Genomic DNA, 26,272 nt, shown 5'->3' on the forward strand with positions numbered 1-26,272 from the left:
AGACGATGTCATCAAGCAGTACCTGGAATTACATTCCGACAAATGATGCCTCCGGCGTCAGCCGGTGGTCCTTCACTGAATGGCAAGCAGGAGCCCGAATTTGTCGTTGATGCATTTGCTATCAAAGACAGCAAAGGGCGTGCGGTTTGTTGACGAGAATAATCTTGCCAGCGACCGAAAACCTATCCAGCCTTTTCGGTGGCTACTCAAGATTCGTGTGGTTGGCGCGCATTGCATCGGCGCTCAGCCCCATCTTGTCTCGCAGATGCAGGACAAGCATTTCGAAAAACAGAAACTGCACGGCCTCATAGAGCGAGCCCATTGGCAATACGGATTGTCCACCATTCTGGTCGTTCGCCATGGTCTGCGCTTCGAGATGTATGACGTGATCGACGCGTCGAGGCGCCGGTCCGTCAGGGGTTGCGGTAACGCACAGTGTGGCAGCGCCTGCGGTTTTGGCGACCTCGATCAACGCTTCGACTGTGGAAAGCTGTCCGGGTCCAGCGCTGACAAGCAGCAAATCGCCGGCCCCCAAGGATGGCGTTGTCATGTCGCCCACCACATGGGCATCCAGCCCCAAATGAAACAAACGCATGGCAAGGGATTTCATCATCAACCCCTCGCGGCCCACGCCATAAAGGGCGATCCGGTTGGCTGTCAGAAGTGGAGCGGCCATCGCCTCGACCTGTTGCGGGATGGCCCGGTCCAGCACGGCCCCGACTTCGGCAATTGCGGAGGCGGCTGTGGCGCTGAGACTCATGTCGTCGCCATCACATCGTCACATGCGCGCGCGGAGATAACTGCAAAGCCTGTGTCTGGTTGCTGATCGTTTAATCCACATTCCTGCGCACGCGCGGGGATGTCTGTGGGGTGATCATTCATGAAACCGTTTCCTTTCTTGGACCGGGACAAACCACGTTGATGGAGATATTTCGGTCACTACCCGTCGTGAAGTCAACACACTCATGCGTAAGCAGGATGACCCGAGGCGGCAACGGAGTCTCGCCATCCGGCCACCATTCATGGGGCATATTCAGCAAAGGTCAGGAAGTTCTTCGATGCGTCCGTCTGTTCACGTCGCCAAACCGGAAACTTCCATATCACGCGGATCAGATTGTTCCGGAGGATTTGAGTACTGACAGTTTGAATTGCGATTCACTCGGGGCGTTTATCGCGGGCAACTGCCAGATGCAGGATTTGGTAACTGATACATCAACCAACGGTTTCAATAAATCTTCGGAATACCAAGGTAACAAGAGCATTCGGGCCGCCTGAAAAGCGGCCCGACTGCCATTGGGTTACAGCATCGCCTTGACCTTTTCGACGACGGCCTCTGCCGTGATGCCGAACTCTTTGAACAGCACGTCCGCAGGCGCCGAGGCGCCAAAGTCGTGCATTCCGACGAACGCGCCTTTTTCGCGTTTGCCGCGCTCTCCGTAAAGCCACCGATCCCAGCCGAAACGGATGCCTGCTTCGATCGCGACCCGGACGGGGCCTGCGGGCAATACGCGGCGGCGGTAGGCCTCGTCTTGTTCCTCGAACAGTTCCCAGCAGGGCATGGACACCACGCGGGTGCCGATCCCGGCCTCTTGCAGGATGTCGCGTGCAGCCAGCGCAATCGAGACCTCGGAACCGGTCGCCATCAACAGCGCCTGTCGCTTGCCTTCGGCGTCGGCCAGGACATAGGCCCCCTGTGCCGACAGGTTCTTGAGCTTGTGCTCCGTGCGCACGGTCGGCAGGCCCTGACGGGTCAGCGACAATACTGACGGGGTTGCGGTGGAGGATAGCGCCAGTTCCCACGCCTCGGCGGTTTCAATCGCATCTGCGGGCCGGAACACGTTGGTGTTTGGCGTTGCCCGGCTGATCGCCAGATGCTCCACCGGCTGGTGGGTGGGGCCGTCTTCGCCCAGACCGATGCTGTCATGGGTCATGACAAAGACCGTCGGGATTTTCATCAAGGCCGCCAGACGCATGGCAGGGCGGGCATAGTCGGTGAAGCACATGAACGTGCCGCCATAGGGGCGGATGCCGCCATGCAGCGCCATGCCGTTCATGGCCGCGGCCATACCATGCTCGCGGATACCCCAATACATGTAGCGCCCGCCGCGGTTGTCAATGTCGAACACACCCAGATCGGCCGTTTTGGTGTTGTTTGATCCCGTCAGGTCAGCAGAGCCGCCAAAGGTTTCGGGCATGACCGGGTTCAGCACTTCGAGTGCTTTTTCGGAGGCGGCCCGGGTCGCCAGTTTCGGCGCGGCTTCCGACATCTGCTTTTTGAACGCCTTCACGGTGGCCGTCAGTTTCTTGGGCACGTCGCGCGCCATGACCCGGTTGAACTGGTTCTGCTTGTTGGTCGAGACGCCGGCAAAACGGGCTTCCCATGCTTCGCGATCCGAAACGCCGCGTGCACCAATGGCTTCCCAGGCTGATTTGACATGCGCCGGTACTTCGAACGGTCCGGTTGTCCAGCCATAGGCGGCCTTGGCTTCGGACATCTGGTCCGCATCGGTCAGCGCGCCGTGGCCTTTGGAGGTGTCCTGCGCCGCGTGACCCAAAGCGATGTGGGTCTTGCACGCAATCATCGTCGGTTTCTTCTGCGTCTTGGCTTTGGTGATTGCGGCATCAATGGCGTCGGGGTCATGGCCGTCGATCTCGATCACCGCCCAGCCTGCGGATTTGAAGCGCATGGGTTGGTCCGTGGTGTCCGACAGCGTGGCCGGACCATCGATCGTAATGTTGTTGTTGTCCCAGAACACGATCAGCTTGCCCAGTTGTTGACGGCCCGCCAGGGTGATCGCTTCCTGACTGACACCTTCCATCAGGCATCCGTCCCCCGCGATGACATAGGTGTGGTGATCGACGATCTTCTTGCCGTAATGCGCACGCAGCACTTCCTCGGCCATGGCAAACCCGACTGCGTTGGCGATCCCCTGGCCCAGCGGGCCGGTTGTGGTCTCGATCCCGGTGGCGTGTCCATATTCAGGATGGCCCGCCGTGATAGACCCCCACTGGCGGAAATTCTTGATCTGCTCCAACGTCATGTCTTCGTAGCCCGTCAGGTGCAGCAGCGAGTAGAGCAACATCGAGCCATGGCCCGCCGACAGGATGAACCGATCCCGATCCGGCCAGTTGGGGGCGGATGCATCGAACTTGAGATGCTTTTCGTAAAGCACGGTGGCGACGTCGGCCATGCCCATGGGCATGCCGGAGTGGCCGGAATTGGCGGCGGCCACCGCATCCAGCGTCAGGGCACGGATGGCCGTGGCTTTGGACCAGTGGTCAGGATGGGCGGTGCGAAGGGCTGTCAGATCCACGAATGTGTCCTTTGGGCAAAGAGATTTCAGGCTGAATAACAGTCAATGGCCAAAGATCAAGGCGATGTGGACATGTGCAGACGGCGTCAATGGGCCGTAAAATCCGGCCGTACCGGTGCCTTGATCGATTGTGCACTTCAACGCCGCCCTGCAAGCTGTTGATCGCAAAGGGGGGCGCAATTTCCAAATCCTTTGTCTAGACTTGGGTCCAATCAGAGGATGATGCGATTCGCGGGCCATGGATTTGGTGGTCTGGATAAAACTTCACGAACGACCGGAGGGGACGGGCAAAAACATGAGCGACATAGATGAGTTGCAACGACGGATCACCGCCGCGATGGACAGGATCGCCAGCGGCCTGAACAGCGTCGCGGGAACCGATGTCGGGGCGGCCGCCGCACTGGCCGCCGCGCTGGACGAGGAAAAGCTGGCCAATGCGCAGCTGACGGAGCGGTTGCAGACGCTCAATGACCGCTATGACGCGGCGATGCGCGAAGGGCAGGCGGTAAAGGATGCAGCGGATGCACGTGTGGCGGACCTGGATCTTGAACTGCAACGGTTGCGCAAGGCGAATGACCTGCTGCGCCAATCCAACACGGATTTGCGCAACGCCAATGAGGAAGGTGTCGGCGCGCCGCATCTGATCAACACCGCGATGATGGCGGAACTGGAAGCGCTGCGCGCGGCCCGCGCGGCGGATGTTGCCGAAGCCACCAGCATCATCGGCGCTTTGACGCCATTGCTGGATCAGTTGGAAGCACCCAAAGAGGAAGATACAGATGCCTGAGGTTACCATTAGCATCGGCGGACGCCAATTCTCGGTCGCCTGTCAGGAAGGCGAGGAAAACTATCTTCATACGGCGGCCAAGATGCTGGACGACGAGGCGCAAGTGCTTTCGGATCAGGTGGGTCGAATGCCCGAAGCCCGCATGCTCCTGATGGCGGGGCTGATGCTGGCCGACAAGACCGCAAGTGTCGAAGACAAAATCGTCGAGGTTCGGGCGGTACTTGCCGAGCGCGAGGCGGAGCTTGAAGGCCTCAGAACCATGGGCGCGCCCGAGCCAGAGCGCATCGAAGTGCCTGTCGTGCCTCAGTCAGTGCATGACACGCTGGCCGAACTGGCCGCGCGGGCTGAAGCATTGGCGGCGGATATCGAAGAAAAGGCACGCTGAACGATGTGACCTAGGGCGCAGTATGACTGCGCCTTACGGGGCTCATCCACACGGCGCGCCTACAATCCAATCGGGGAGCCGTAAGGCGCATCCTTGATGCGCCCCGCGCCCGATCAGCCGTTTGCTTCGCGGATCTTTTCAGCGGCGTCCTTGTCGTAAGTGACACCGTTTTCTTCAAAGAGTGTGTCCAATTCACCCGAAAGCGTCATTTCGGTGATGATATCGCAGCCTCCGACGAACTCGCCTTTGACGTAAAGCTGTGGGATCGTGGGCCAGTCAGAGAATTCCTTGATCCCGGCCCGGACTTCTTCGTCGGCCAGCACATTCACATCGGCAAAATCGACGGCCATGTAGTTCAGCACGCCAGCCACCCGGCTGGAGAACCCGCATTGCGGCATGGACTTGGTGCCCTTCATGAACAGAACCACATCGTTGGAGGTGATGGTTTCGGTGATACGTGCGTTTGCATCGGTCATGTCAGCTGTCTTTCCTGATAAAGGCGCCGTGATAGCGCGCGGCATGGGTTTCGTGTTCGGTCATCGGGTCTGGGTGTCGGAGCGCTCCCAGACCGATCCGTTGAGTTGTGTCTGTTTGATATGGTTTCGTTCAAACGCGTCCTTCCGCAGCGCCGCCAATGCGTGCTGCGTGCCATTGTGAAACGGGTCGGTGTTGATATGTGAATTGACGTGCATCAGGGGGCTTTCGTGGTCAGAGCCAGTGCGTGCAACTCCCCGTGGCTGCCGTCCATCTTGCCCTTGAGCGCCTTGGTTACGGCACGGTGCTGTTGCACTCGGTTCATGCCTGCAAAGGACGCGTCGATAACCTCGGCGGCATAGTGATTTCCATCACCGGCGAGGTCAGTGATCGTAATCTTGGCGGCGGGGAAGCTTTCGCGGATCAACTCTTCGATCTCTTGGGCTTGCATTGGCATGTGGTGGCTCTCCGGTTCCTGTACGTCAGATTTAGGGCGCAGGTCCGCGGGAAGCAAGCGTTTGGACAGGCACAAAGTGCTCTGCGTGTTTGCGATGCGCAGGGGCTTGTCATTTCGGTCGGCTGGAGCATAGGCTTTGTCCGGGCCAGACCTTGCGCGGTGCTTGATCCGAAGCACGTGCAAAATTCTGCGCGCGCATCAAAATGTCCCGGATTATGGCCCGCATCACCGGGGGCCGCCCAATATGACCTGCGGAGGCGCGATTTATGAGCATGGAAACAGCACCCGAACAGGCCCTTGCGTGGCATCAGGCGGGCATCGGCGCGGCCCTTGCCACTGTGATCGAAACCTGGGGCAGCGCGCCGCGTCGTGCAGGGGCTCAACTTGTCGTGTCGGGCACTGGCGAGATGATGGGATCGGTGTCCGGCGGCTGCGTCGAGGGCGCTGTCGTTGTCGAAGCGATGGACGCTTTGGCAGACGGACAGCCCCGTCTGTTGGAATACGGGATCAGTGATGGCGACGCCTTTGCCGTCGGCCTGGCCTGTGGTGGCACCATCCGCATTCTGGTGGAACCCGTTGGTGCAGCCATGCCTGTGGAGATGTTGAAGGCTTTGGTCAGCGCGCGGGCCGCGCGCCAAAGGATGGCTTATGTGGTTGATCTGGAGGATTGGACCCGGCGTCTGGACGACAGCGGGTTTGCCGCGCGCTTCGCCAATGATCGTACCGGTGTCGAACCCGATGGCCAGACCTTTGTCACCATCCACAATCCCCCTCTGCGGCTTGCCATCGTCGGGGCCGTGCATATTGCACAGGCCCTCGTGCCCATGGCGCGGGTTGCGGGCTATGACCCGGTGGTCATCGACCCGCGCGGTGCGTTCGGGTCCGAAGCGCGGTTCCCCGGCGAACGGGTGATCAATGACTGGCCGGACGATGCTTTGAGAGAGGTTGGTCTGGATGCCCGCACGGCGCTTGTTTTGCTGACCCATGACCCCAAGCTGGATGACCCGGCCTTGCACATCGCTCTGAAATCAGAGGTCTTTTACATCGGTGCGCTCGGCTCGACCCGCACCCATGCGAAACGGGTGGAGCGATTGACCGAGGCCGGATTTTCCGAGGCCGATATTGCGCGCATCAAAGGCCCGGTGGGACTTGATATCGGGGCGGCCAGCCCGGCAGAGATCGCCGTGTCGATCCTGGGGCAGATGGTGCAGACCCTGAGGCGCGGCGCGTGAAGTTCGGACCCGTTACAGCGCAAGACGCCATCGGCGCTGTTCTCGCCCATTCCATGACGGGTACAAAGGGACGCATTGCCAAAGGCACGATGCTGGAGCCCGCCCATGTGGCGCAATTGCAGGCGAGCGGGCATGAAAGCCTTGTGGTCGCGCGGCTTGAGCCGGGCGATGTGGAGGAAAACGCCGCCGCCACGCGCCTTGCGCACGCCATTGCCAATGATCCGGATGCGCAGGGTTTGCGGATTGCGCAGGCCGGGGCAGGGCGGGTGAATCTTTATGCGGTGGGACCGGGCGTCGTGCGCATCGACGAGCGGGCCATTCACGCAGTCAATGCGGTTGATCCGATGATCACTATTGCTACCGTGCCGCCATTTCACAGGGTGGAAGACGGAACGATGATCGCGACGATCAAGATCATTGCCTATGCGGTATCAGAAGCGGCACTTGCCGATGCGTGCGGCGTCGGTATCGGCGCGCTGGATGTGGCCGCCCCGACCTACGCCACGGCAACCCTGATCGAGACCGTGGTGGGCGAGGATCCGCCCGCGGCCAAGGGCCGGGCGGCGCTGACCGGCCGCCTGGATCGGCTGGGCCTGACGCTCAGCCCGCGTATTATGGTGGATCACGTGGCCGAACCGTTGGCGCAGGCGCTGATTGTCGCGCCCGGCGACGTGATCTTTGTGTTGACCGCTTCGGCCACGTCCGACCCATATGATGTGGGGCCGGAGGCGCTGCGTCAGGCGGGCGGTACGGTCACGGCCTTCGGCATGCCGGTGGATCCGGGCAACCTTTTGTTCCTGGGCTGGCTGGGGGAAAAGCCGGTGATCGGCTTGCCGGGCTGTGCCCGCTCGCCCGCACTCAACGGGGCGGATTGGGTGATGGAGCGGATCATTTGCGGGCAGCGTCTGACGCAGGCGAGCATTTCTGCAATGGGGGTCGGTGGTTTGCTCAAGGAAATTCCGACCCGGCCGCGCCCGCGCGCGTCCTAGGGTCAATCGGTCGGCTCGCTTAAGGTCTTGCATGATCTTGCGATTTTTCGGGATCGGAAAAAATAGGTGTTCTCAACCGACGATCTCCGTGCTTAACTCCGCTCCAACAAGAATGCCAAAAGGGAGGATGCCATGGCACAGGTCTCAATGACTGTGAACGGAAAGACTGCGTCTGGCGAAGTGGAAGGGCGCACGTTGTTGTCGTCGTTCCTGCGCGACACGCTCAAACTGACAGGAACCCATGTCGGGTGCGACACGTCTCAATGCGGCGCCTGCGTGGTGCATGTGGATGGGGTCGCGGTGAAATCCTGCACAATGCTGGCGGCAGAAGCCGATGGGGCCGATGTGGCGACCATCGAGGGTCAGGCGAATGCGGACGGGTCGCTCAACGTGATCCAGCAGGCGTTTCAGGACCATCACGGACTTCAGTGCGGGTTCTGCACGCCGGGCATGGTGATGTCGGCGGCGGCTCTGCTCAAGGAAAACCCCAAGCCATCCGAAGGTGAGGTGCGGGCCTATCTCGAAGGCAATATCTGCCGCTGCACGGGCTACCACAATATCGTCAAGGCGATCATGGCGGCATCCGGACAGGATGTCAGCGCCATCGCGGCCGAGTAAGCACGTATTTGAACCGCCGGGGGGCCAGCCCCCCGGACCCCCCGGGATTTTTTCCAACAGAGAAAGAGGACCGGGACATCTGATTTGGCGGAGCAGATCTCTGCCGTCACATTCCGGGAGGACTAAAATGCCAAAAGACGGAGGCATCGGCGCCAGCAGCAAACGGCGCGAGGATGTACGGTTTCTGACAGGGGTCGGAAATTATACAGACGACATCAATATGCATGGGCAAGCCCATGTGTTTTTCCTGCGCTCTGATGTGGCGCACGGAACCCTGACAACGGTGGATACCAGTGCGGCGGCAGATATGCCGGGGGTGGTGCAAATCTTTACCGGTGCGGATTTCGAGGCTGTGGGCGGGATGCCCTGCGGCTGGCAGGTCACGGACAAGCATGGCGAAGTGATGCAGGAGCCCCGCCACCCTGTGCTGGCCCATGGCAAGGTGCGCCATGTCGGCGAACCCATTGCAGCGGTCGTGGCCGAAACGCTGGAACAGGCCCGCGATGCGGCGGAGGCCATCGTGGTCGATATTGCCGAATTGCCCGCTGTGATGGATATGAAGGCGGCCGTGGCAGAGGGGGCGCCCAAGGTCCACGACGATCTGACCAGCAACCTGTGCTATGACTGGGGATTTGTCGAGGAAAACAAGGACGCGGTGAACAAGGCTTTTGAGGAGGCCGCGCATGTGACCACACTGGAGCTGGTCAACAACCGTCTTGTGGCCAACCCGATGGAGCCCCGGGTCGCCGTTGGAGATTATTCCCGTGGCACGGATGAGCACACGCTGTTCACCACGTCGCAGAACCCCCACGTGATCCGACTGCTGATGGGGGCCTTTGTTCTTGGCATTCCGGAGCACAAGCTGCGCGTCGTGTCGCCGGACGTCGGTGGCGGGTTCGGCACCAAGATCTTCCACTATCAGGAAGAGGCGTTCTGCACCTTTGCCGCCAAGGCCTGTAACCGGCCCGTCAAGTGGACATCGTCGCGGACCGAAGCGTTTATGTCGGACGCCCACGGACGCGATCACGTGACCAAGATCGAGCTGGCGCTGGACGCGGACAACAACTTTACTGCGTTGCGTACGGATACCTATGCCAATATGGGCGCGTATCTGTCGACCTTTGCGCCGTCGGTCCCAACCTGGCTGCATGGCACGCTGATGGCGGGCAATTACAAGACCCCGCTGATCTATGTGAACGTGAAGGCCGTCTTTACCAATACAGTGCCGGTCGATGCCTATCGCGGGGCGGGCCGCCCCGAGGCGACCTTCCAGTTGGAGCGTGTCGTGGACAAGGCCGCGCGCGAGTTGGGCGTTGATCCGATTGCCCTGCGACGTCAGAACTTTATCACAGAGTTCCCCTATGCCACGCCCGTGGCGGTGGAATATGACACCGGTGATTATCACGCGACCATGGACAAGCTCGAAGAGATGATTGACCTGCCCGGATTTGCGGCGCGCCGCAAGGCTTCCGAGGCCAAGGGTAAGCTGCGCGGTCTGGGCGTGAACTGTTATATCGAGGCTTGCGGCATCGCGCCGTCGAACCTGGTGGGCCAGTTGGGCGCGCGTGCGGGGCTGTATGAAAGTGCCACAGTGCGGGTGAATGCCACCGGCGGTCTGGTTGTGATGACCGGCTCGCACAGCCACGGACAGGGGCACGAGACGTCCTTTGCCCAAGTGGTGGCCGAAATGATCGGCATTGACGAATCGATGATCGAGATCGTGCACGGGGATACGTCCAAAGTACCGATGGGCATGGGCACCTATGGCTCGCGCTCGATTGCAGTCGGTGGCTCGGCCATGGTGCGGGCGACCGAGAAGATCATCAACAAGGCCAAGAAGATCGCGTCTCATCTGCTCGAAGCCTCCGAAAGCGACATCGAACTGAAGGACGGTGCGTTCTCTGTCGCGGGCACGGACAAGTCCGTCGCCTGGGGCGATGTGACTTTGGCCGCTTACGTGCCGCACAACTATCCGCTGGAGGACATTGAGCCGGGTCTGGAGGAAACGGCGTTTTATGACCCGTCGAACTTCACCTATCCGTCCGGGGCCTATGCCTGTGAAGTTGAAGTGGATCCGGAGACCGGCAAGGTCACGATCGAAAGCTTTGCCGCTGCGGATGATTTTGGCAACATCATCAATCCGATGATCGTCACCGGTCAGGTCCATGGAGGGATTGCGCAAGGGATCGGGCAGGCGTTGTTGGAGAACTGTGCCTATGACGAGAACGGCCAGTTGCTGAGCGCGTCCTATATGGATTACGCGATGCCGCGGGCGGACGATCTGCCGATGTTCGATGTGGATCATTCCTGCCAGACGCCCTGTACCCACAACCCGCTGGGTGTGAAGGGCTGCGGCGAAGCGGGGGCGATCGGATCGCCTCCGGCGGTGGTTAATGCGGTTGTGGATGCGCTGCGTTCTGCGGGTAAGGAAGTCACCCATATCGATATGCCGCTGTCGCCGGACCGTGTCTGGGCAGCGATGCAATAAGTTGAAAGCGCGGGACCGGGGGCCAGCCCCCGGACCCCCGGAGTTTATCTGGCAAGATGAAGAAGGATCTGTCTTGCTGATCGAAAGGACCGAAGATGTATAACTTTGAGTTTGAAAAGCCCGAGACGGTCGCCGACGCCGTTGCAGCTCTCGGTGCGGAAGATGCCCAAGCGCTTGGGGGCGGGCAGACGCTTATCCCCACGCTGAAACAGCGGCTGGCCAGCCCGGCCGTTTTGGTGAGCCTGAAGGGCATTTCCGAAATGCAGGGCATTTGCACTGCCAATGACGGGGCCTTGTGCATTGGTGGCGCCACGAACCACGCGACCGTCGCGACGGAGGGCGGCGCCTATCCTGCGCTGGCAGCGACCGCAGCGCATATCGGGGATCCTGCCGTGCGCAATCGTGGCACCATTGGCGGCTCTTTGGCCAATAATGATCCGTCCGCCTGCTATCCGGCAGCTGCATTGGGATCCGGCGCGACCATCGTGACCAATACCCGTGAGATTGCGGCGGATGACTATTTTCAGGGGATGTTCACCACGGCCCTGGAGGAGGGTGAGATCATCACCGAGGTTCGTTTTCCGGTGCCGGAAAAGGCCAATTATCAGAAGTTTCTGCAACCTGCGTCGCGCTTTGCGCTGGTCGGCGTGTTCGTGGCCAAATACGCGGATGGTGTGCGTGTGGCTATCACGGGGGCGTCCAATGACGGTGTGTTCCGCTGGTCGGAGGCAGAAGCGGCGCTGTCGGCCAACTTCGCCCCTGAGGCGCTGGATGGCTTGTCTTTGAGCGGGGACGATATGATCTCTGACCTGCATGGCACGGGCGCTTACAGAGCGCATCTCTGTGCCGTCATGACCAAACGGGCGGTTGCGGCAGCCAGCTGATCTCCGCTCGATCTAAACATTCTGTATTTTAGTGCGGCGCTCGATTTTGGGCGCTGCGCTTTTTTATTGGCGGGTCGTGTCGGTAGATTGGACGTCCCTTTTTTGTTGTGAGGCGGCCGTGACGTTGAGGCTGACAATCCCCTTGAGACCCTTTTGGCCTATCTCGCAGCTTATGCTACGGCGGCAGCGGGACCCTTGAAACACCGGTTTGACGGGCTTGTGGGCAACGAAAAAGGGCCAGACAAATCTGGCCCCTTGTCGTTTGCAGTCGTTATATCGATCAGCCCTTGGTGGGCAGCGGTCCGATCAGCATGACCATCTGACGGCCTTCCATCTTGGGAAAGTTCTCGATCTTGCCATGCTCTTTGGTGTCTTCGGCCACACGCTCCAGCAACTCGCGACCGAGATTCTGGTGTGCCATTTCACGTCCACGGAAGCGCAACGTGATCTTCACCTTGTCGCCGTTTTCCAGAAACTTGAAAACATTGCGCATTTTGACATCGTAGTCATTGGTGTCCGTGTTCGGGCGGAACTTGACCTCTTTGATCTCGATGATCTTCTGCTTTTTGCGCGCTTCGGCTTCGCGTTTCTGTGTCTCGTATTTGAACTTGCCGAAATCCATGATCTTGCACACGGGCGGGTTGGCGTTGGGCGAAATTTCGACCAGGTCGAGGCCTGCTTCTTCCGCCATGTCCATGGCGCGCGTCGGTGTCACAACACCGACATTCTCGCCATCTGCGCCGATCAGGCGAATTTCGGGGGCACGAATTTTTTCGTTCACGCGCGGGCCAGTGTCACGTTGCGGCGGCGCGTTGTGGGGTCTTCGAGCGATGATGGTCGTCCTTTGATGGTTGGCAGAAAATTGAGGCCAAAACGTAGCCTCTGCACCAGCTATCTTCAAGCCGCAAATCGGCTGTCCTGTGCCGAAACTGTCGATTTTACCTCTTGTACCTTTCCATCGGCACGCGCATCTGACACCTCAGGATGAAACATGTGCATATGCACCATCGTGTACCGCTTGAAAGGGACAGGAAAATGAAAAATCTGATCTGGATTATTGTGGCTGTTGTAATCGCAGGGGGTGCTTTCCTGTTATATTCCGGCCAGACACCGAAACAGGCCATCGACGAGGCAACGGAAGCTTTGAGCCCCGAAGAGACGGTGGACGCGGCAAGTGAAGCTGTCGAAGAAGCGGTCGATGCTACCGTAGAGGCTGTTTCCGAAGCTGCGTCGGATGCTGAAGAGACAGCAACTGCGATTGCGGATGAAGTGGTGGAAACGACAACCGAAGGCGTGGAAGCGGCGGAAGAGGCTGCATCGGATGCTGTAGAGGCGACGACAGACGCTGTGGAAGATGCGACCGAGACTGCGTCGGATGTGGCAACGGACGCAACCGAAGCTGCGAGCGAAGCAACGGCGGATGTGACCGACGAAGCGGCGGAAGCTGCTGCGGACGCAACAGAAGCGGCAACGGACGCAACGGATGCTGCGAGTGACGCTGCTGCGGATGTCGCGGATACAACGGAGGAAGCGGCAACCGATGCGGCGGATGCTGCAGGTGAAGCAACGGAAGAGATTGCGGATACAGCAGAGGACGCGGCAACGGACGCAACTGACGCCGCAAGTGAAGCAACGGACGAGATCGCCGATACGGCGGAGGATGTGACAACGGACGCTGCGGATGCCGCAAGTGAAGCCGCGGCAGACGCAACGGATGCGACTGAAGAGGCAGCGGAAGACGTATCTGAGGCCGTGACCGCAGAAACAACCGAAGCGACCACGCCCGATCCCTTGTCCGTCGAAGGATTTGACCTTGGTCAAGTGTCCGACATGATCGACGGATCGGATTTGAGCATCGTGCAGAAAACCGCGTTGAAAACGAGCCTTGAGCAAGCACAAAACAACCCTGCATTGCTGCAAGGCGCTCTGGATCAGGTCAAAACCGCGATGGGTCGGTAACCGACATCTTCGTGTTGATGCGATGACACACCGCGCTCTGGTTTCCAGAGCGCGGTTTTTTTTGGCCACTGTCGGGCCCTCGGGCAAGGTCTTGTGGCAAAAGCGCCGGGTATGACGGATTGGGCGATGAGGACGCTGTCGGCACAATGCGCAGGTTTGAAGGCGAAGTGACCACAGCAAGATCACGCGTGGAACATGGTCCACGTCGCATTCCTATGTCCAGATACAGGCTTTGGTTTTGATTCTGTCGGCCCAGACGAGTCCGCCCTGCGACGGTGATACCCATTTCGCTTAAATGACGGCGGTCTGAGATGTAATCTCAGCGCGCTTGTGCGCGTCGTTGGAAAGGATGTCGACAGGGTACAGCGACGCCAGCATTGCCGACTGCAAGCGCGAGATAGAGTGGGATCCGATGGCCCATAAACACCGCGTGCGCCACCCGGTGATGACCCGCCATCCCGGAACAGGGGTTGCAGCGCGATATGTCTTTGAAGATTTGACCACGCAATTCGACGGCCAGAGACAATGCGCCGCTGCCCGGGTGTCCGCAGCGGTCAATACCGGATCGATCCTGACCCGCCGCGAGGATTGGACGCTTGCGATGGTTATTCCGTCGGACGATCATCGGGTGCCGCGTTGAGCAGTTGCCAGTCCGCGAGCCGGAAACTGTTAGAGTTTACACGCTGTACCGTCCGCCCTGGAAACTGAATTTGGGCACCAAAAGGCGGTGTCATAGCTCGACAGATCGAAGAGTTTTTCCGGCGGTTCGCAGCCGAGCGTCGTCGAACCGGGAATCCAGCCCTTTACGGCGAATTCGCGCCACAGTAACAAAGTACCATGACGATAAGCAGCGTTGGCCGATGGCGCCCTGGCGCCGGACGTGCTGACATCACAAAGGAATGAAAAATGAAATATCTTGCAATGATGATCGCCGTCGTAGCACTTACGGCCTGCGAGAACATGGACAGCCAGGCGCGCACCACTGCGGGTGCACTCGGGGGGGCCGCTGCCGGTGTCGGCGTGGCCAGCGCATTGGGCGGTGGCTCAACTGCAAAGGCAATCGGTGGTTTGGCAGGCGGCGCGGCCGGCGTTGCCGTTGCGCAGAACCAACAACCACAAGCCCGTTGCGTCGGCACACGTCCTGACGGTTCGACTTTCCCGGTTCAGTGCCCCTGATCTCTGGTCTTGGCCACGACTGACCTAAAATAATGGATACACCAGCGTATGTTTTTGTGCGCTGGTGGCAAATATTGCGACGCGTGTGTCATCGTGAAATCGGATATCTTCATTTATTTCCGAATACGCGCGCGCCTGACAGCAGCAAGTCAGTCTTTGGCTGATTAAAAAAAACGCCCCGATGCTCTTGTGGAGCGCCGAGGCGTTTTTTGTTTCAGGTCGCCGCAAGCTTAATCGAGGAAGGCTTTTTCCACGACATATTGGGCAGGCTTGGAGTTTGCACCCTCTTCGAGGCCGTAATTCTCCAACATCTCTTTCAGTTCAAGGTTAAAGGCGAGGTTGCCGCAGATCATGGCCCGGTCCGTGTCCGGGTTCAGAGGCGCGACGCCCAGATCCGTGAACGCTTCGCCCGAATTCATCAGGTCGGTGATGCGGCCCATCTTGGGGCTCTGCTCGCGGGTTGTGGTGGGATAATACTTAATCTTTTTCCAGAAACCCTCGCCGATGACCTCGTTCAGCAGCTCGTCAGATTTCAGGTCTTCGATCAGCTTGGCACCATATTCCAATTCGCCCGCTTCGCGGCAGGTGTGGGTGATGATGACCTCATCGTAATCTTCATAGGTCTGCGGTTCGCGCAAGAGCGAAGCAAAGGGGGCAAAGCCGGTCCCGGTGGCAAAAAACCAGATGCGCTTGCCCGGGATCAGCGCGTCATGCACCAGCGTTCCCACGGGTTTGGGCCGCAGGATGATTTCATCACCGGGCTGGATGTGCTGAAGACGAGAGGTCAGCGGTCCGTCAGGGACCTTGATCGAGTAGAACTCCAACTCTTCGTCCCAGGATGGGGAGGCGATGGAATAGGCCCGCAGCAATGGCTTTTGCTTGCCGGTCTTTGGATCCGGGTCGCCCATCAGGCCGATCATCACAAACTCGCCCGAGCGGAACCGCAAGGAGACGGGTCGCGTCACCCGAAAGGAAAACAGGCGGTCCGTCCAGTGCTGAACGGATGTAACGGTCTGGGCGTCGGGGAGGGTTGGGGTCGCCTTGACGGCGGAGGATTCATTCACGGGTGTTTGCTCGGTCATGCTCATGTCAACGCAAGTTTACAATTGCGCCGCTCTCTATGGAAAGGGTTTTCTGGTACGGAAATAAGCTGAAACGCGCGTTTCACCATGATGTGGGTCAATGCGCGCCGCAAATCCGGTGCTTAGCAGTTTTGTCCGGGCTTAGTGGTTTGAAGCCCCGCGCAGACGGGCGTGATAGTCATGAGACTGCCAATCCGCGCGAAACTGCCACTCGTCTTCGGGTTGGCGGGCCGCAAGGGATTGGCTGATCTCGACCTCGTCAAAACCGGAACGGCGCGCCATGGCGTATTGGTCCGCTATGACATGGCCGTGCGCCCGAAGGCGCCCTTTGAATCCGCGCAGGCGCAACATGCGCGCGATGGTAAAGCCGCGCCCGTCGGCAAAGCTGGGGAAATCCACGCGGATGATATCGGCGCAGAGCGGGATGGTGTCGGGGTCGGCATCCGCAGGCACGTCCAGCGCCACAGCGTCATTGGCGGCCTCGCCCAAAGGGGTGTAGCCACGATCCCATGTGTCCGGGCCAAAGCCCTGATCCGTTACGAGAATTGTCATGTTGTTGCTCCTGTTCGGGCGTCATCTTGTGGCGTTCCTGCGCGCAGATCATTTTGTACAGTGCCTGCGCGCACGAGTTTGCCGTCGACAAAATGGATGCCGCATTCTTCCTTGTCCTGATCGCGCCAGCGCCCTGCACGCGGGTCTTCGCCGCTTGCCACGCGGGATGTGCAGGGCGCGCAGCCGATGGAGGGGTAGCCTTGCGCCACCAGCGGATGCCGGGGCAGGCGGTTTTCGTCCATATAGTCGCAAATATCCTGCGCCGCCCAGCGGGCCAGCGGATTGACCTTGATCTTGCTTGTCCCGTCTTCGACCTCGAAAAAATCCAGACCTGCGCGGCTGTCCGATTGATAGCGTTTGCGTCCGGTGATCCAGCCCGCATGAGGCTTGAGCGCGTTTTGCAAGGGGACGGTTTTTCGCAAAGCACAGCACGCATCGGTGTCACGCAGGTGCAAGGTGCTGTCCGGATCATGGGTTTTCGTATTTTCGGCGCGGATGACAGTGACATTCTGCAGCCGCAAACGTTCGGCAACCTCCATCTGATAGACCAGCGTCTCGGCGAACAGCATTTCGGTGTCGATAAAGATTACCGGAATGTCCCGTTTGATCATTGCACCGAGGTGCAACAAGACCACCGATTCCGCCCCGAAACTCGAAACCAGCGCCAGATCGGGGATTGCCGCGAGCGCTTCGCGCAGGACGTCCGTCGCCCCGTGGTGCTGTAGGCGGGCGTTCAGCGCCGCCACGAGCGTATCGGCTGCGTGGCTGGCCGACCCTTCGGGGAGAGTTTTTTGGGCAAGATGAAGCATGGGATCTATTCCGCTGCGACGGCTTTGGATTCGGGATAGAGGGCCGCTTTGAATGGGGCCATGCCGGTGCGCCTGTAGGTGTCGAGGAATGGCTCATCTTCGTTGGTGCGCAAATCAAGATAGGCGTCGACGATCCGTTCGATTGCGGGAATGATGTCGTCTGCGGAAAAGCCGGGGCCTGCGCGGTCGCCGACGGCGGCCGTTTCGGTGTGATCGCCGCCCAGTGTGATCTGGTAGGATTCGACCCCAGCCCGGTCGAGGCCGAGGATGCCGATATGGCCCACATGGTGATGCCCGCAAGCGTTGATGCAGCCCGAGATTTTGATCTTTAGTTGGCCGATATCGTGTTCACGCTTGATATCGTCAAAGCGGTTGGCAATCTGCTGGGCGATCGGGATCGAGCGGGCAGTGGCCAGCGCGCAATAGTCCATACCGGGGCAGGCGATGATGTCACTGATCAGGCCGATATTGGCAGTGGCCAGTTCTGCGGATTTGAGCCGTGCATGCAGCGCTGGCAGGTCTGAGATGTGCACATGGGGCAGAATCACGTTCTGTTCATGGCTGATCCGCAATTGGTCGTGGCCGAACTCTTCGGCCAGATCGGCCATCAGCCGCATTTGGTCAGAGGACGCATCGCCCGGTGTCGCGCCGTGCTTTTTCAAGGAGATGGACACGATCTTGTAGCCCGGAGCCTTGTGGGCGGTCAGGTTGGTGTCGGCCCATGACCGGAACACCGGATCGCTGTGATAGGCGTCTTTGAAACGCGCTTCGGATGTGGCTTTAAAGCTAGGCGGGGCAAAGTGGCCCTCGATTTCGCGCAGCATTTGCTGATCCACGCCGGTGAAAGCGGCACGGGTTTTGACAAAGCGTGCGTCCACCAGGCGGCGGATTTCATCGATGCCGTGTTCGTGCACGGTGATCTTGATCCGCGCCTTGTACTTGTTATCGCGCCGACCGATCTGGTTCCAAACCGAGACGATGGCCTCGAGATAGGGCAGCAGATCCGCTTCGGGCAAGAAGTCATTGATAACCTTGCCGATCATTGGTGTGCGCCCGAGGCCACCGCCGACGATGACTTCAAAACCACGCGCACCGTCGCGTTCCAGCATCCGCAGGCCGATGTCATGTGCCTTGGTCACGGCGCGGTCGTTGGGCGAGCCTGTGATCGCGATCTTGAACTTGCGGGGCATGAACTGGAATTCGGGATGATCCGTAGACCATTGGCGCAAAAGCTCGGCAACGGGCCGCGGGTCCGCGATCTCGTCCGCGGCGGCACCGGAAAAGTGATCGGCCGTCACGTTGCGGATGGTGTTCCCGGACGTCTGGATGGCGTGCATGCCGACCTCGGCCAGCGCGTCCAACATGTCGGGCACGTCCTTGAGCGCGGGCCAGTTGAACTGGATGTTCTGGCGCGTGGTGAAATGGCCGTAGCCCTTGTCCCACCGTTCAGCGATCTCGGCGAGTTTGCGCATCTTGGCCCCGTTCAGCGTGCCGTAGGGGATGGCGACGCGCAGCATGTAGGCGTGCAATTGCAGATAAAGACCGTTCATGAGGCGCAGGGGTTTGAATTCATCCTCGGTCAGGCTGCCTGCGATGCGGCGTTCGACTTGGGTACGAAACTGGGCGTTGCGCGCGGCGAGGAAGTCGGTGTCGAATTCGGAATAGCTATACATCAGTGCAACTCCACTTGTTTGCCGTGGGCGTAGTTCGATGGGCCTGTTGCGCGAAAATCTTCGCGAAAATGCGTGGGTGTCGGCAGGCCGTCCTGCAGGGTGATCTCGGCGAGGTAGGCCCCGACGACGACATCCCGTTGCTGTATGGCATCGATGAGCCGCAGGTCCGCATCCGCCTCATCGGTCAGAACCTCGGCGTCCTGCAGGCGGCGTGTCCAACCGGCGGCGGTCTGATAGATCACGTCGCCTTGCAGCAGGTGGTTGGCAGTGACGACTTTGGGTGTGAAGGGTTTGGGCATCACAGAACCTTTCGTGCGGTGTCGGATTGAGCGACAGGGTGCATGGGTTGCGTATGGGGTGGCAGGCCGGACAGCGCGTTTTGCGCGGCGCGCGGGGCGAGGCCGATGAAAGTCAGGGCCGGGCCGTCCAGACCTGCGTTTGAAATCGTCGGCTCCATGTCGGAGACGGTCGTGCTCAGCACCCGTTGATCGCGGCGCGAGGCGTTTTCGATCACGGTGACGGGTGTGGCTGGATCGATCCCGTGCATCAGCAGGCGGCCCTGAATGAAACGCGCGGATTTCTTGCCCATATAGATCGCGGCGACTTCGCCGGTTTGGGCCAGCGCTTTCCAGTCATGATCGGCAAAGCCTTTCATGTCGTGACCGGTCAGAAAGCGGACGGAGGAATTGCGGCCCCGCTTGGTCAGCGATTGCCCGATCGAGGCGACGGCGGCGGAAGCGGATGTAATGCCGGGCACGATGTTCCAGCTGATATTTGCATCCGTGACGGCGTCGATCTCTTCGTCGAGGCGGCCAAAGACGGTGGCGTCGCCGGACTTGAGCCGCACCACCTGTGCGCCTTTCAACCCATGTTCGACGATCAGGGCGTTGATCACGTCTTGGGGCGTGGACGGACCGAACGCCTCTTTGCCGACATCGATCATCGTGGCCTCGCGGCGGGCCAGTTCGAGTATCTCGGGCGAAATCAAGCGGTCGTAGATCACGACATCCGCCTCATCCAGTGCCTTGCGTGCCTTGAGCGTCAGCAATTCAGGATCGCCGGGACCCGCGCCGACGAAGGCGACATGACCCTGACGCGTGTCGCGCATCAGGTGATCCGACAGGAGTGCGTCGAGGGCGGGTTGTATGGCTTCGACGCCGTCCGCCATCGCCCTTGGGCCCGCGTTGAAATAGTAGTCGCGCCAGAAGTCACGGCGCGGGCGGCCGAAGGGCAGCGCGTCCGCAGCCTTGCGAAACGCCTTGCCGATGGCCGCAAGGGTGCCGAGCCCCGTGGGCAGCTTTTCTTCGAGGTCGGCCTTGATGGCGCGGGCCAGCACAGGGGCGGCCCCTTCGGTGCCGATGGCGATTGTGACAGGGTCACGATCCACGATGGCGGGGGTGATGAACTGGCTGTCGGCCAGATTATCCACGATATTGACCAGCGCGCCGTCGGCATGGGCGATGGCGGCGGTGCGCTTGTCCTCGGCAGCGTCTTCGTCGGCGGCATAGAACAGGGCGGCGCAGAGCGTATCGCCGGGTTCCATCGTGCGTTCGATCAGGGTCAGTTTCCCGGCGTTTGCCCAGGCCTTGATTTGGGCATCCGCATCAGGCGCAATGACGGTCAGATTGGCCGTGGTTTTCATCAGCAAGCGCAGCTTGGCCTGTGCCGCATCGCCGCCACCCGACAGCACGATCCGGCGGCCTGCGGTGTTGAGGAAGATTGGGAAGTGGTTCATGACGGGCCTCTGATCGCTGTAGCTTGTGCTCAATATAGGAAATTGTTCTGGATATCCGCCAGTACCTCACGCATATAAGGACGTGTGTTCTGGTTCGATGTCAGTTTAGAGCGTTTGTTCGCAAAACAGGAGTGGAATGGAATGGCTGTTCGCATTGATGGGGTGGATCGCAAAATTCTGGCCGAGATGCAGCGCGATGCCAGCCAGTCGCTGGACGATATCGCCCGCGCTGTGGGCTCATCCAAAACGCCGGTCTGGAACCGGATTCGCAAATTGAAAGAGGCTGGCGTCATCCGCCAGCAGACCGTTTTCCTCGATGCGGAGGCACTCGGGTTCGAGGCGTGCTTTTTTGTTCTGATCCGCACATCGGAACATGATGCAGACTGGCAGGCACGCTTTCTGAAAGCGCTGCAAGATCGCGCCGAGGTACAAGAGGCGCACCGTCTGGCGGGCGATATCGACTACATCCTGAAAGTGCGGGTCCGCAACGCGCGCGCCTATGATGCGTTCTACCAGGCGCTGATCTCGGAGGTGCGGGTGCACAACGTGACGGCGCTGTTGTCGATGGAAGAGATCAAATCGACGACGATGCTGCCGTTGGAGATTTGATCGGTGTTGGCGGCTGCATTGCGTTCAAGTCCGGCCTCGCACGGCTGAAGTCGGCCTGTGTTCCGTCCGCCGGAATTCTGAACGGGCGCGGAAAATATCATCAGGCTTGCTTCGGCCCAATAGTTTTGCGTAACGTGTGCGTCCATGACACAGCAACAGACGCAAAACGTGAACAAAGCTGCGCGCAAGAGGGTGGTTGCGGTCGTACTGGCACTGGCCAGCCTCGCTTTGTTTCTTGCGATGATTTTCGAAGACATTGGTGAATTCGCCACCGCCGATTGGACTAACCTCCCCGTTGGATTGATCGTGCGCTATGCTTTTGCAATGGGGCTGGGTGGCGCACTTGCCGGTTACATCCTGGCGGGCTGGTTCGGCAAATCGGGCATTTTTGGATGGCTGCTTGCCTTTGTTGGCGGTTTCCTGGCAACGACCTGTGCAGGCATCATCGGAAGCGCTTTTGGTCTCGCACCGGATCTTCTGTCTGATGGGTTTCAGGCCAGTGACATCCTTGCGATTGCTGCGGGCGCGTTCGTATTACCGCTGGCTATCATCGGATGGCCCATTCTTTTGCCGATATGGTTGGCTTTGGTCGGCTTGGCGCATGTTTTGGCTGGGAAACGGCGTTAGAATACACCAAAGCCCGAACAGCCCGCGCTGAAGCTCCGGTATGATTTAGCGCGCTGTCACCATCAAATGATCCAATTTGTGAAAGTGATAGCTGTTTGCATAGTGCGGAGCCTGGCTGATCCGCAGGTTCGGGGCGTGCTCGAACAGGGCGGGCAGGGCGATCTGCATTTCCAGTCGGGCCAGGGGCGCGCCCACGCAAAAATGTAGACCGCCGCCAAAGGCGAGGTGTGCGGGGGCTTTGCGAGCCGGATCGAACCTATGCGGATCGTCATAAATTGCGGGGTCCCGTCCGGCAGCCCCCAGCATCAGCGCGATCTCGTCGCCGGGCTGCATCACGTGGCCGCCGACTTCAACCGCGTCATAGGCGTAGCGTGTGAACATGTGCAGCGGTGGATCGAAACGCAGCAGTTCTTCGATCGTGCCTGCAATCTGGTCCGGGGCCAGCGCCTCCACCGACCCGGTCTCGATCAGGCATTTTACGGCGTTCCCGAGGCTGTGAACCGTGGCCTCATGGCCCGCGTTCAGCAAAAGAATGCAGGTGCCGATCATTTCCTCGCGGGACAGTCTGGTGCCGTCTTCTTCGGCGGCGATCAGTTCGGTAATCAGATCGTCGCGCGGATCATTGCGGCGCTGTTCGATATACCCACGCAAAAAATCGGTGAATTCGGTAGCCGCCTGATTGGCGGCGTCCTCGATGGCGCGGGTGCGGCCCGCCTGATACATCGCCACCATCGCGCTCGACCAGCGCAGCAGGTCCGGCCCCATCTCTTCGGGCACACCCAGGAGGCGCGCGATCACGCGCACGGGGACGTGTTGGCAATAGGTCGGGATCAGATCCACCTCGCCGCGGGGCAGCGCATCCAGCAAATTTGCGCAAATCTCGTGAATGTCACCGGTCAGCCCGGCGATCCGGCGCGATGTGAAGGCGTGCAAGACCAGTCGACGCAAGCGCGTGTGCTCCGGCGCCTCAAGTTCCAGCAGTGAATGCCGCTCTACGGCGTCGAAGGCCGTCAGATGACCCGGAACGGGGCCACGTTTGGCTTCTGGCATCGCGCGTCCCAGTCGTTTGTCGCGCAACAGGCGGTGCACCGAGGCGTGGTCAAAGGCGGCGAGCATGCCATAGTCCTTCCAGAACAGGACCGGGCCGTCCGCACGGGCACGGTCATAGACGGAATATGGGTCCTGTATGAAATCGGGGGCATGGGGCGACTGGATCAGCATAGGCGCTGTGTCTCAGGCCCGGCGGTGCTTGGCAAGACTGGCCAACGGCGGGGCGGTCAAGATAGGTTACATTTATGAGTGATGGGGTCATCAGACGGCTGGCGGGCGTGCTGGCGTTTCTAACACTGGTCGCCGCTGTGGCGGGCGGTGTGTGGCGCTATGGCTATTTTCAGGCGCTGGATCAGTTGGACCGGCAGGGGGCGTCGGACCTCGCGTTGGCCAGTGACCGGCTCAAGGGTCAGTTGCAGCGCTACCGGGAACTGGCCGTTCTGGTGGCTGATCATCCGCAGATCGGGGCGGTATTGGCAGGTGAGGACGTCGCGGCCGCCGAAGCGCTTTTTCTGGAAATCGCGGACAAGACCGCCGCCGCGGAAATCCTGCTGACCAATGCAGATGGGGTTCTGATGGCGGAGGCGCGCGGCACGACAAGCGGCGTTGATATCAGTCCGCTGGTCGAACGGGCCATGCAGGGCGCGCTGGGATGGGGCAGCGGGCAAACCACAACCGGCACGCGCGTGTTCGCCTACGCGGCTCCGGTTTTTGACGCATTGACGACAGTGCGCGGGGCCGTTGTGGTGTTTGCCGATTTGTCGAGCATCGAGTGGGACTGGGTCGGGTCCAACCCGGCGGTATTCTTTACCGATGCTTCGGACCGGGTGTTCATCACCAACCGCTCCGAAATCGTGTTTTGGCAGCGCCCCGAAAACGCACCGGGCCTGACCCCGACAGACGGGCAGCCCCTGCCTTTTGACAGCTACAATCTGGGGCGGCACGAGGTGTGGCAAATGGGATGGGGCCCGTATCTGCCGCGCAACGCGCTGCATATCAGTCGGAATCTGCCCGTGATCGGAATGCGGGGCGAAGCGTTGATCGATGTGGCCCCCGCGCGTCGTCTGGCAGGGTTGCAGGCGGCCGCCGTTGCGGGCCTGTGCCTTGCCTTTGGCGCGTTGTTGTTTCTGGCGACTGAGCGGCGGCGTACTTTGGCGCAAGCCAACGCATTGCTAGAGGCGCGGGTGGCGGAACGGACGGCTGAATTGCTGGACACCAACAGACAGTTGCGCCGTGAGGCGGAAGAACGCGAAGAAGCACAGGCCGCACTGGCGCGCGCACAGGCCGATCTGGTGCAGGCCGGCAAGCTTAGCGCGCTCGGTCAGATGAGTGCCGGCCTGAGCCACGAGTTGAACCAACCGCTGATGGCCATCCAGACCTATGCCGAAAACGCCGTGCAATTTCTGGAGCGGAACAAGACCGAGCGGGTGGGCGACAATCTGGGCCGCATTTCGGACATGGCGCGGCGCATGGGGCGAATCATCAAGAACCTGCGGGCCTTTTCGCGTCAGGAAAGCGCGCCGGCGGTCCGGGTGGATCTGGTCGCTGTCATCAACAGTGCGTTGGAGTTGACCGCACCGCGGCGGAGGCAAGAGGCGGTGACGCTGGTGTTTGATCCGCCGGACAAGGAAATATGGGTTTCAGGGGGCGAGGTGCGTCTGGGACAGGTCTTTGTCAACCTGATCACCAACGCGGTCGACGCGATGTCTGGCCGCGACGTGCGCGTGCTGACGATCGAGATCGCAGCTGGTGTCGCCACGGTGCGCGATACCGGCCCAGGGGTCGAAGTTGCCGATCGCGTCTTTGACCCGTTTTATTCCACCAAGGAAGTGGGCGCATCCGAGGGTATGGGCCTGGGCCTGTCCATTTCCTATGGAATCGTTCAGAGTTTTGGCGGCGAAATCCGCATCGGCAACGGGCCCGACGGCGCGGAATTCATAGTGGAATTGCAGCCTTGGGCTGAGGAGGTCGCGGCGTGACGATCAAGTTTCTGGTTGTGGATGATGATGCCGCCGTGCGCGATGCGCTGTCCCAGACGCTTGAGTTGGCGGATCTCGAGCCGATCAGCGCGGGTTCTTTCGTGGTGGCCAAGGACCACATCGCCGAAGATTTCGAGGGCGTCATCCTGTCGGATATTCGGATGCCGGGGCGCGACGGGTTTCATTTGCTGGCGCATGCCCGCAAGATCGATGCGGACCTGCCGGTGATTCTGCTGACGGGAGAGGGAGATATCCCGATGGCCGTCCGTGCGATGCGCGAGGGGGCTTTTGGGTTTCTGGAAAAACCCTGTGCGCGCAATGATTTGCTGGCCGTTCTAGAGCGGGCTTTGAAAACCCGCACACTGGTTTTGGAAAACCGCCGCCTGCGGGCGTTGGTCGAAAGCGGTGATCCCGCTGCCCGGATGTTGTTCGGGCAATCGGAATTGGCCGATGGGCTGCGGGCGCGGGTGAGGCGGGTGGCACCGCTGGAGACCGAAGTGCTGGTCACCGGTGCGCCGGGCACGGGAATCTCGAAAGTGGCCGAAGTCATTCACCTGTCCTCGCTGCGCTCCAAGGCCCCGTTCGTGAAACGGGCGGCCGCCGATCTGGGCGCGGACGATCTGGCGCATGCGTTGGAGAGCGCAAAGGGCGGCAGTCTATTTCTGGACGAGGTCGCGGGCCTGCCCGCCGCGGCGCAACTGGCGTTGCTGGAGGCGCTGGAGGCGGGATGCGCCGCGCGCCTGATTGCAGGCAGCACGCGCGATTTGGCGGCCGCGGCAGAGCAGGGCGCATTGAACGCGGATCTCTACTACCGACTTGACGTGATGCCCGTGCGCGTGCCGTCGCTGAGCGAGCGGCCCGAAGACATTCCGGTGCTGTTTCGTCACTATGTCGCGCAGGCTGCGGAACAGGCCGGGCTGTCAGCGCCTGAACTGGCCCCCGATCACATGGCTGCGCTCATGGCACAGGACTGGCCCGGAAATGCACGATCCCTGATGAGTGCGGCCATGCGCTTTGTGCTTGGCATGCCCGAAGAGGTCACACATGAGGTCGATCTGGGGCTGGCAGAGCAATTGGCGCGGGTCGAACGATCCCTGTTGATCGCCGCATTGGGGCGTCAAAACGGGCATGCGAGCGATGCGGCCAAAGCACTGAAACTGCCACGCAAGACGTTTTATGACAAGCTGACACGCTACGGGATTCGCGCCGAAGACTATCGGCGCTAACACTGTGCGGAATTTCGCACACAGCTTCTGTGTCGTGTGTGGATTTCCGCACTTTGAAAGTCAAGCGATGTGGCGCATTCCTTAAGAACAACCTGCAAGTACATGTAATAAAGTATAAATTCAGGACTCTAGAATCTGATAACTTTAGTGCTTGGGTCAGGTTGCAC

27 protein-coding genes are annotated in these 26,272 nt (G+C 60.3%); 14 read left to right on the top strand and 13 right to left on the bottom strand.

Going from position 1 to position 26,272, the window contains the following annotated elements; all coding sequences use genetic code 11:
- Positions 1–202: 202 nt before the first annotated feature.
- The 3 genes from LC354_RS01610 to tkt all read right to left on the bottom strand — a co-directional run bounded on the left by LC354_RS01610 (position 203) and on the right by tkt (position 3,314).
- Complete coding sequence (locus LC354_RS01610) at positions 203–760, bottom strand: SIS domain-containing protein (RefSeq protein WP_223421087.1); 558 nt, start codon at positions 758–760, stop codon at positions 203–205.
- Complete coding sequence (locus tag LC354_RS27635) at positions 757–882, bottom strand: hypothetical protein (RefSeq protein WP_263289272.1); 126 nt, start codon at positions 880–882, stop codon at positions 757–759. Before LC354_RS27635 ends, LC354_RS01610 begins: the two co-directional genes overlap by 4 nt.
- 416 nt (positions 883–1,298) lie before the next feature.
- Positions 1,299–3,314 (bottom strand): transketolase, encoded by a 2,016-nt coding sequence (gene tkt / locus LC354_RS01615; RefSeq protein ID WP_223421088.1) that lies wholly within the window; start codon positions 3,312–3,314, stop codon positions 1,299–1,301.
- Positions 3,315–3,609: 295 nt separating this feature from the next.
- On the opposite strand from tkt, the gene LC354_RS01620 reads away from it, so the two are divergent.
- Together LC354_RS01620 and LC354_RS01625 are read left to right on the top strand one after the other, a co-directional pair.
- Positions 3,610–4,101, top strand: a complete 492-nt coding sequence (locus LC354_RS01620; RefSeq protein WP_223421089.1) for a hypothetical protein — start codon at positions 3,610–3,612, stop codon at positions 4,099–4,101.
- Positions 4,094–4,486 carry a cell division protein ZapA gene (locus tag LC354_RS01625; RefSeq protein WP_223421090.1) on the top strand — a complete coding sequence of 131 codons (393 nt, stop codon included), beginning with the start codon at positions 4,094–4,096 and terminating at the stop codon, positions 4,484–4,486. Before LC354_RS01620 ends, LC354_RS01625 begins: the two co-directional genes overlap by 8 nt.
- A 113-nt stretch (positions 4,487–4,599) precedes the next feature.
- Here the strand turns inward: LC354_RS01625 and grxD are convergent, their stop codons facing one another.
- Together grxD and LC354_RS01635 are read right to left on the bottom strand one after the other, a co-directional pair.
- Positions 4,600–4,962: a Grx4 family monothiol glutaredoxin gene (grxD, locus tag LC354_RS01630; protein WP_223421091.1), complete on the bottom strand. Its 363-nt coding sequence runs from the start codon at positions 4,960–4,962 to the stop codon at positions 4,600–4,602.
- A gap of 215 nt (positions 4,963–5,177) precedes the next feature.
- Positions 5,178–5,417 carry a BolA/IbaG family iron-sulfur metabolism protein gene (locus tag LC354_RS01635; RefSeq protein ID WP_223421205.1) on the bottom strand — a complete coding sequence of 80 codons (240 nt, stop codon included), beginning with the start codon at positions 5,415–5,417 and terminating at the stop codon, positions 5,178–5,180.
- Between the two features lie 266 nt (positions 5,418–5,683).
- Between LC354_RS01635 and LC354_RS01640 the strand changes: the two genes are divergently transcribed.
- The 5 genes from LC354_RS01640 (at position 5,684) to LC354_RS01660 (ending at position 11,628) form a co-directional block, all read left to right on the top strand.
- Positions 5,684–6,649, top strand: coding sequence for an XdhC family protein (locus LC354_RS01640; RefSeq protein ID WP_223421092.1), 966 nt, complete (start codon positions 5,684–5,686; stop codon positions 6,647–6,649).
- Positions 6,646–7,638, top strand: a complete 993-nt coding sequence (locus tag LC354_RS01645) for a molybdopterin-binding protein (protein WP_223421093.1) — start codon at positions 6,646–6,648, stop codon at positions 7,636–7,638. The genes LC354_RS01640 and LC354_RS01645 overlap by 4 nt, the downstream gene beginning before the upstream one ends.
- Positions 7,639–7,770: 132 nt before the next feature.
- Positions 7,771–8,256, top strand: a complete 486-nt coding sequence (locus tag LC354_RS01650) for a (2Fe-2S)-binding protein (RefSeq protein ID WP_223421094.1) — start codon at positions 7,771–7,773, stop codon at positions 8,254–8,256.
- A 127-nt stretch (positions 8,257–8,383) separates the two neighbouring features.
- Entirely contained in the window at positions 8,384–10,744 is a 2,361-nt protein-coding gene (locus LC354_RS01655) for a xanthine dehydrogenase family protein molybdopterin-binding subunit (RefSeq protein ID WP_223421095.1), read from the top strand.
- Positions 10,745–10,839: 95 nt separating this feature from the next.
- A complete protein-coding gene (locus tag LC354_RS01660) occupies positions 10,840–11,628 on the top strand; it encodes an FAD binding domain-containing protein (RefSeq protein ID WP_223421096.1) in 789 nt (262 codons plus the stop codon).
- 280 nt (positions 11,629–11,908) lie between these two features.
- On the opposite strand, the gene infC is transcribed toward LC354_RS01660, so the two are convergent.
- Positions 11,909–12,409: a translation initiation factor IF-3 gene (gene infC, locus LC354_RS01665; protein ID WP_223421097.1), complete on the bottom strand. Its 501-nt coding sequence runs from the start codon at positions 12,407–12,409 to the stop codon at positions 11,909–11,911.
- A gap of 254 nt (positions 12,410–12,663) precedes the next feature.
- Between infC and LC354_RS01670 the strand changes: the two genes are divergently transcribed.
- The 3 genes from LC354_RS01670 to LC354_RS01680 all read left to right on the top strand — a co-directional run bounded on the left by LC354_RS01670 (position 12,664) and on the right by LC354_RS01680 (position 14,763).
- A complete protein-coding gene (locus LC354_RS01670; protein ID WP_223421098.1) occupies positions 12,664–13,587 on the top strand; it encodes a translation initiation factor 3 in 924 nt (307 codons plus the stop codon).
- 412 nt (positions 13,588–13,999) lie between these two features.
- Positions 14,000–14,227 carry a hypothetical protein gene (locus tag LC354_RS01675; RefSeq protein WP_223421099.1) on the top strand — a complete coding sequence of 76 codons (228 nt, stop codon included), beginning with the start codon at positions 14,000–14,002 and terminating at the stop codon, positions 14,225–14,227.
- 266 nt (positions 14,228–14,493) lie between these two features.
- A complete protein-coding gene (locus tag LC354_RS01680; RefSeq protein WP_223421100.1) occupies positions 14,494–14,763 on the top strand; it encodes a glucose-6-phosphate isomerase in 270 nt (89 codons plus the stop codon).
- Between the two features lie 230 nt (positions 14,764–14,993).
- Here the strand turns inward: LC354_RS01680 and LC354_RS01685 are convergent, their stop codons facing one another.
- From LC354_RS01685 to cysG, 6 genes are all read right to left on the bottom strand, one after another.
- Positions 14,994–15,845, bottom strand: coding sequence for a ferredoxin--NADP reductase (locus LC354_RS01685; protein WP_223421101.1), 852 nt, complete (start codon positions 15,843–15,845; stop codon positions 14,994–14,996).
- Between the two features lie 141 nt (positions 15,846–15,986).
- Positions 15,987–16,397: a DUF934 domain-containing protein gene (locus tag LC354_RS01690; RefSeq protein WP_223421102.1), complete on the bottom strand. Its 411-nt coding sequence runs from the start codon at positions 16,395–16,397 to the stop codon at positions 15,987–15,989.
- Entirely contained in the window at positions 16,394–17,206 is an 813-nt protein-coding gene (locus tag LC354_RS01695) for a phosphoadenylyl-sulfate reductase (protein WP_223421103.1), read from the bottom strand. Before LC354_RS01695 ends, LC354_RS01690 begins: the two co-directional genes overlap by 4 nt.
- Positions 17,207–17,211: 5 nt before the next feature.
- Positions 17,212–18,879 (bottom strand): nitrite/sulfite reductase, encoded by a 1,668-nt coding sequence (locus LC354_RS01700; protein ID WP_223421104.1) that lies wholly within the window; start codon positions 18,877–18,879, stop codon positions 17,212–17,214.
- Positions 18,879–19,178 (bottom strand): DUF2849 domain-containing protein, encoded by a 300-nt coding sequence (locus LC354_RS01705; protein ID WP_223421105.1) that lies wholly within the window; start codon positions 19,176–19,178, stop codon positions 18,879–18,881. The genes LC354_RS01700 and LC354_RS01705 overlap by 1 nt, the downstream gene beginning before the upstream one ends.
- Entirely contained in the window at positions 19,178–20,614 is a 1,437-nt protein-coding gene (cysG, locus tag LC354_RS01710; protein ID WP_223421106.1) for a siroheme synthase CysG, read from the bottom strand. Before cysG ends, LC354_RS01705 begins: the two co-directional genes overlap by 1 nt.
- A gap of 141 nt (positions 20,615–20,755) precedes the next feature.
- Here cysG and LC354_RS01715 point away from each other — a divergent pair, with 141 nt between their 5' ends.
- Together LC354_RS01715 and LC354_RS01720 are read left to right on the top strand one after the other, a co-directional pair.
- Complete coding sequence (locus LC354_RS01715; RefSeq protein WP_223421107.1) at positions 20,756–21,223, top strand: Lrp/AsnC family transcriptional regulator; 468 nt, start codon at positions 20,756–20,758, stop codon at positions 21,221–21,223.
- A 144-nt stretch (positions 21,224–21,367) separates the two neighbouring features.
- Positions 21,368–21,850 (top strand): hypothetical protein, encoded by a 483-nt coding sequence (locus LC354_RS01720; RefSeq protein WP_223421108.1) that lies wholly within the window; start codon positions 21,368–21,370, stop codon positions 21,848–21,850.
- Positions 21,851–21,895: 45 nt separating this feature from the next.
- On the opposite strand, the gene LC354_RS01725 is transcribed toward LC354_RS01720, so the two are convergent.
- Entirely contained in the window at positions 21,896–23,071 is a 1,176-nt protein-coding gene (locus LC354_RS01725) for a cytochrome P450 (protein ID WP_223421109.1), read from the bottom strand.
- A gap of 74 nt (positions 23,072–23,145) precedes the next feature.
- Between LC354_RS01725 and LC354_RS01730 the strand changes: the two genes are divergently transcribed.
- Together LC354_RS01730 and LC354_RS01735 are read left to right on the top strand one after the other, a co-directional pair.
- Positions 23,146–24,879 (top strand): sensor histidine kinase, encoded by a 1,734-nt coding sequence (locus tag LC354_RS01730; protein WP_223421110.1) that lies wholly within the window; start codon positions 23,146–23,148, stop codon positions 24,877–24,879.
- Positions 24,876–26,105, top strand: a complete 1,230-nt coding sequence (locus LC354_RS01735) for a sigma-54-dependent transcriptional regulator (RefSeq protein WP_223421111.1) — start codon at positions 24,876–24,878, stop codon at positions 26,103–26,105. Before LC354_RS01730 ends, LC354_RS01735 begins: the two co-directional genes overlap by 4 nt.
- Positions 26,106–26,272: the final 167 nt, after the last annotated feature.

Origin of the sequence: Tateyamaria pelophila (genome assembly GCF_019966495.1) — a bacterium.
Lineage (GTDB): Bacteria > Pseudomonadota > Alphaproteobacteria > Rhodobacterales > Rhodobacteraceae > Tateyamaria > Tateyamaria pelophila.

What these genes read in the sequence shown, in the direction of transcription:
- LC354_RS01650 (WP_223421094.1), top strand. Translation starts at nt 7,771, where the DNA reads ATGGCACAGGTCTCAATGACTGTGAACGGAAAGACTGCGTCTGGCGAA.
- LC354_RS01660 (WP_223421096.1), top strand. Translation starts at nt 10,840, where the DNA reads ATGTATAACTTTGAGTTTGAAAAGCCCGAGACGGTCGCCGACGCCGTT.
- LC354_RS01715 (WP_223421107.1), top strand. Translation starts at nt 20,756, where the DNA reads ATGGCTGTTCGCATTGATGGGGTGGATCGCAAAATTCTGGCCGAGATG.
- LC354_RS01695 (WP_223421103.1), bottom strand. Translation starts at nt 17,206, where the DNA reads ATGCTTCATCTTGCCCAAAAAACTCTCCCCGAAGGGTCGGCCAGCCAC.
- grxD (WP_223421091.1), bottom strand. Translation starts at nt 4,962, where the DNA reads ATGACCGATGCAAACGCACGTATCACCGAAACCATCACCTCCAACGAT.
- cysG (WP_223421106.1), bottom strand. Translation starts at nt 20,614, where the DNA reads ATGAACCACTTCCCAATCTTCCTCAACACCGCAGGCCGCCGGATCGTG.
- LC354_RS01730 (WP_223421110.1), top strand. Translation starts at nt 23,146, where the DNA reads ATGAGTGATGGGGTCATCAGACGGCTGGCGGGCGTGCTGGCGTTTCTA.
- LC354_RS01705 (WP_223421105.1), bottom strand. Translation starts at nt 19,178, where the DNA reads ATGCCCAAACCCTTCACACCCAAAGTCGTCACTGCCAACCACCTGCTG.
- LC354_RS01610 (WP_223421087.1), bottom strand. Translation starts at nt 760, where the DNA reads ATGAGTCTCAGCGCCACAGCCGCCTCCGCAATTGCCGAAGTCGGGGCC.
- LC354_RS01680 (WP_223421100.1), top strand. Translation starts at nt 14,494, where the DNA reads ATGAAATATCTTGCAATGATGATCGCCGTCGTAGCACTTACGGCCTGC.
- LC354_RS01700 (WP_223421104.1), bottom strand. Translation starts at nt 18,879, where the DNA reads ATGTATAGCTATTCCGAATTCGACACCGACTTCCTCGCCGCGCGCAAC.
- LC354_RS01675 (WP_223421099.1), top strand. Translation starts at nt 14,000, where the DNA reads ATGGCCCATAAACACCGCGTGCGCCACCCGGTGATGACCCGCCATCCC.
- LC354_RS01690 (WP_223421102.1), bottom strand. Translation starts at nt 16,397, where the DNA reads ATGACAATTCTCGTAACGGATCAGGGCTTTGGCCCGGACACATGGGAT.
- LC354_RS01625 (WP_223421090.1), top strand. Translation starts at nt 4,094, where the DNA reads ATGCCTGAGGTTACCATTAGCATCGGCGGACGCCAATTCTCGGTCGCC.
- LC354_RS01670 (WP_223421098.1), top strand. Translation starts at nt 12,664, where the DNA reads ATGAAAAATCTGATCTGGATTATTGTGGCTGTTGTAATCGCAGGGGGT.
- LC354_RS01655 (WP_223421095.1), top strand. Translation starts at nt 8,384, where the DNA reads ATGCCAAAAGACGGAGGCATCGGCGCCAGCAGCAAACGGCGCGAGGAT.
- LC354_RS01685 (WP_223421101.1), bottom strand. Translation starts at nt 15,845, where the DNA reads ATGACCGAGCAAACACCCGTGAATGAATCCTCCGCCGTCAAGGCGACC.
- LC354_RS01620 (WP_223421089.1), top strand. Translation starts at nt 3,610, where the DNA reads ATGAGCGACATAGATGAGTTGCAACGACGGATCACCGCCGCGATGGAC.
- LC354_RS01635 (WP_223421205.1), bottom strand. Translation starts at nt 5,417, where the DNA reads ATGCCAATGCAAGCCCAAGAGATCGAAGAGTTGATCCGCGAAAGCTTC.
- LC354_RS01720 (WP_223421108.1), top strand. Translation starts at nt 21,368, where the DNA reads ATGACACAGCAACAGACGCAAAACGTGAACAAAGCTGCGCGCAAGAGG.
- LC354_RS01640 (WP_223421092.1), top strand. Translation starts at nt 5,684, where the DNA reads ATGAGCATGGAAACAGCACCCGAACAGGCCCTTGCGTGGCATCAGGCG.
- LC354_RS27635 (WP_263289272.1), bottom strand. Translation starts at nt 882, where the DNA reads ATGAATGATCACCCCACAGACATCCCCGCGCGTGCGCAGGAATGTGGA.
- LC354_RS01725 (WP_223421109.1), bottom strand. Translation starts at nt 23,071, where the DNA reads ATGCTGATCCAGTCGCCCCATGCCCCCGATTTCATACAGGACCCATAT.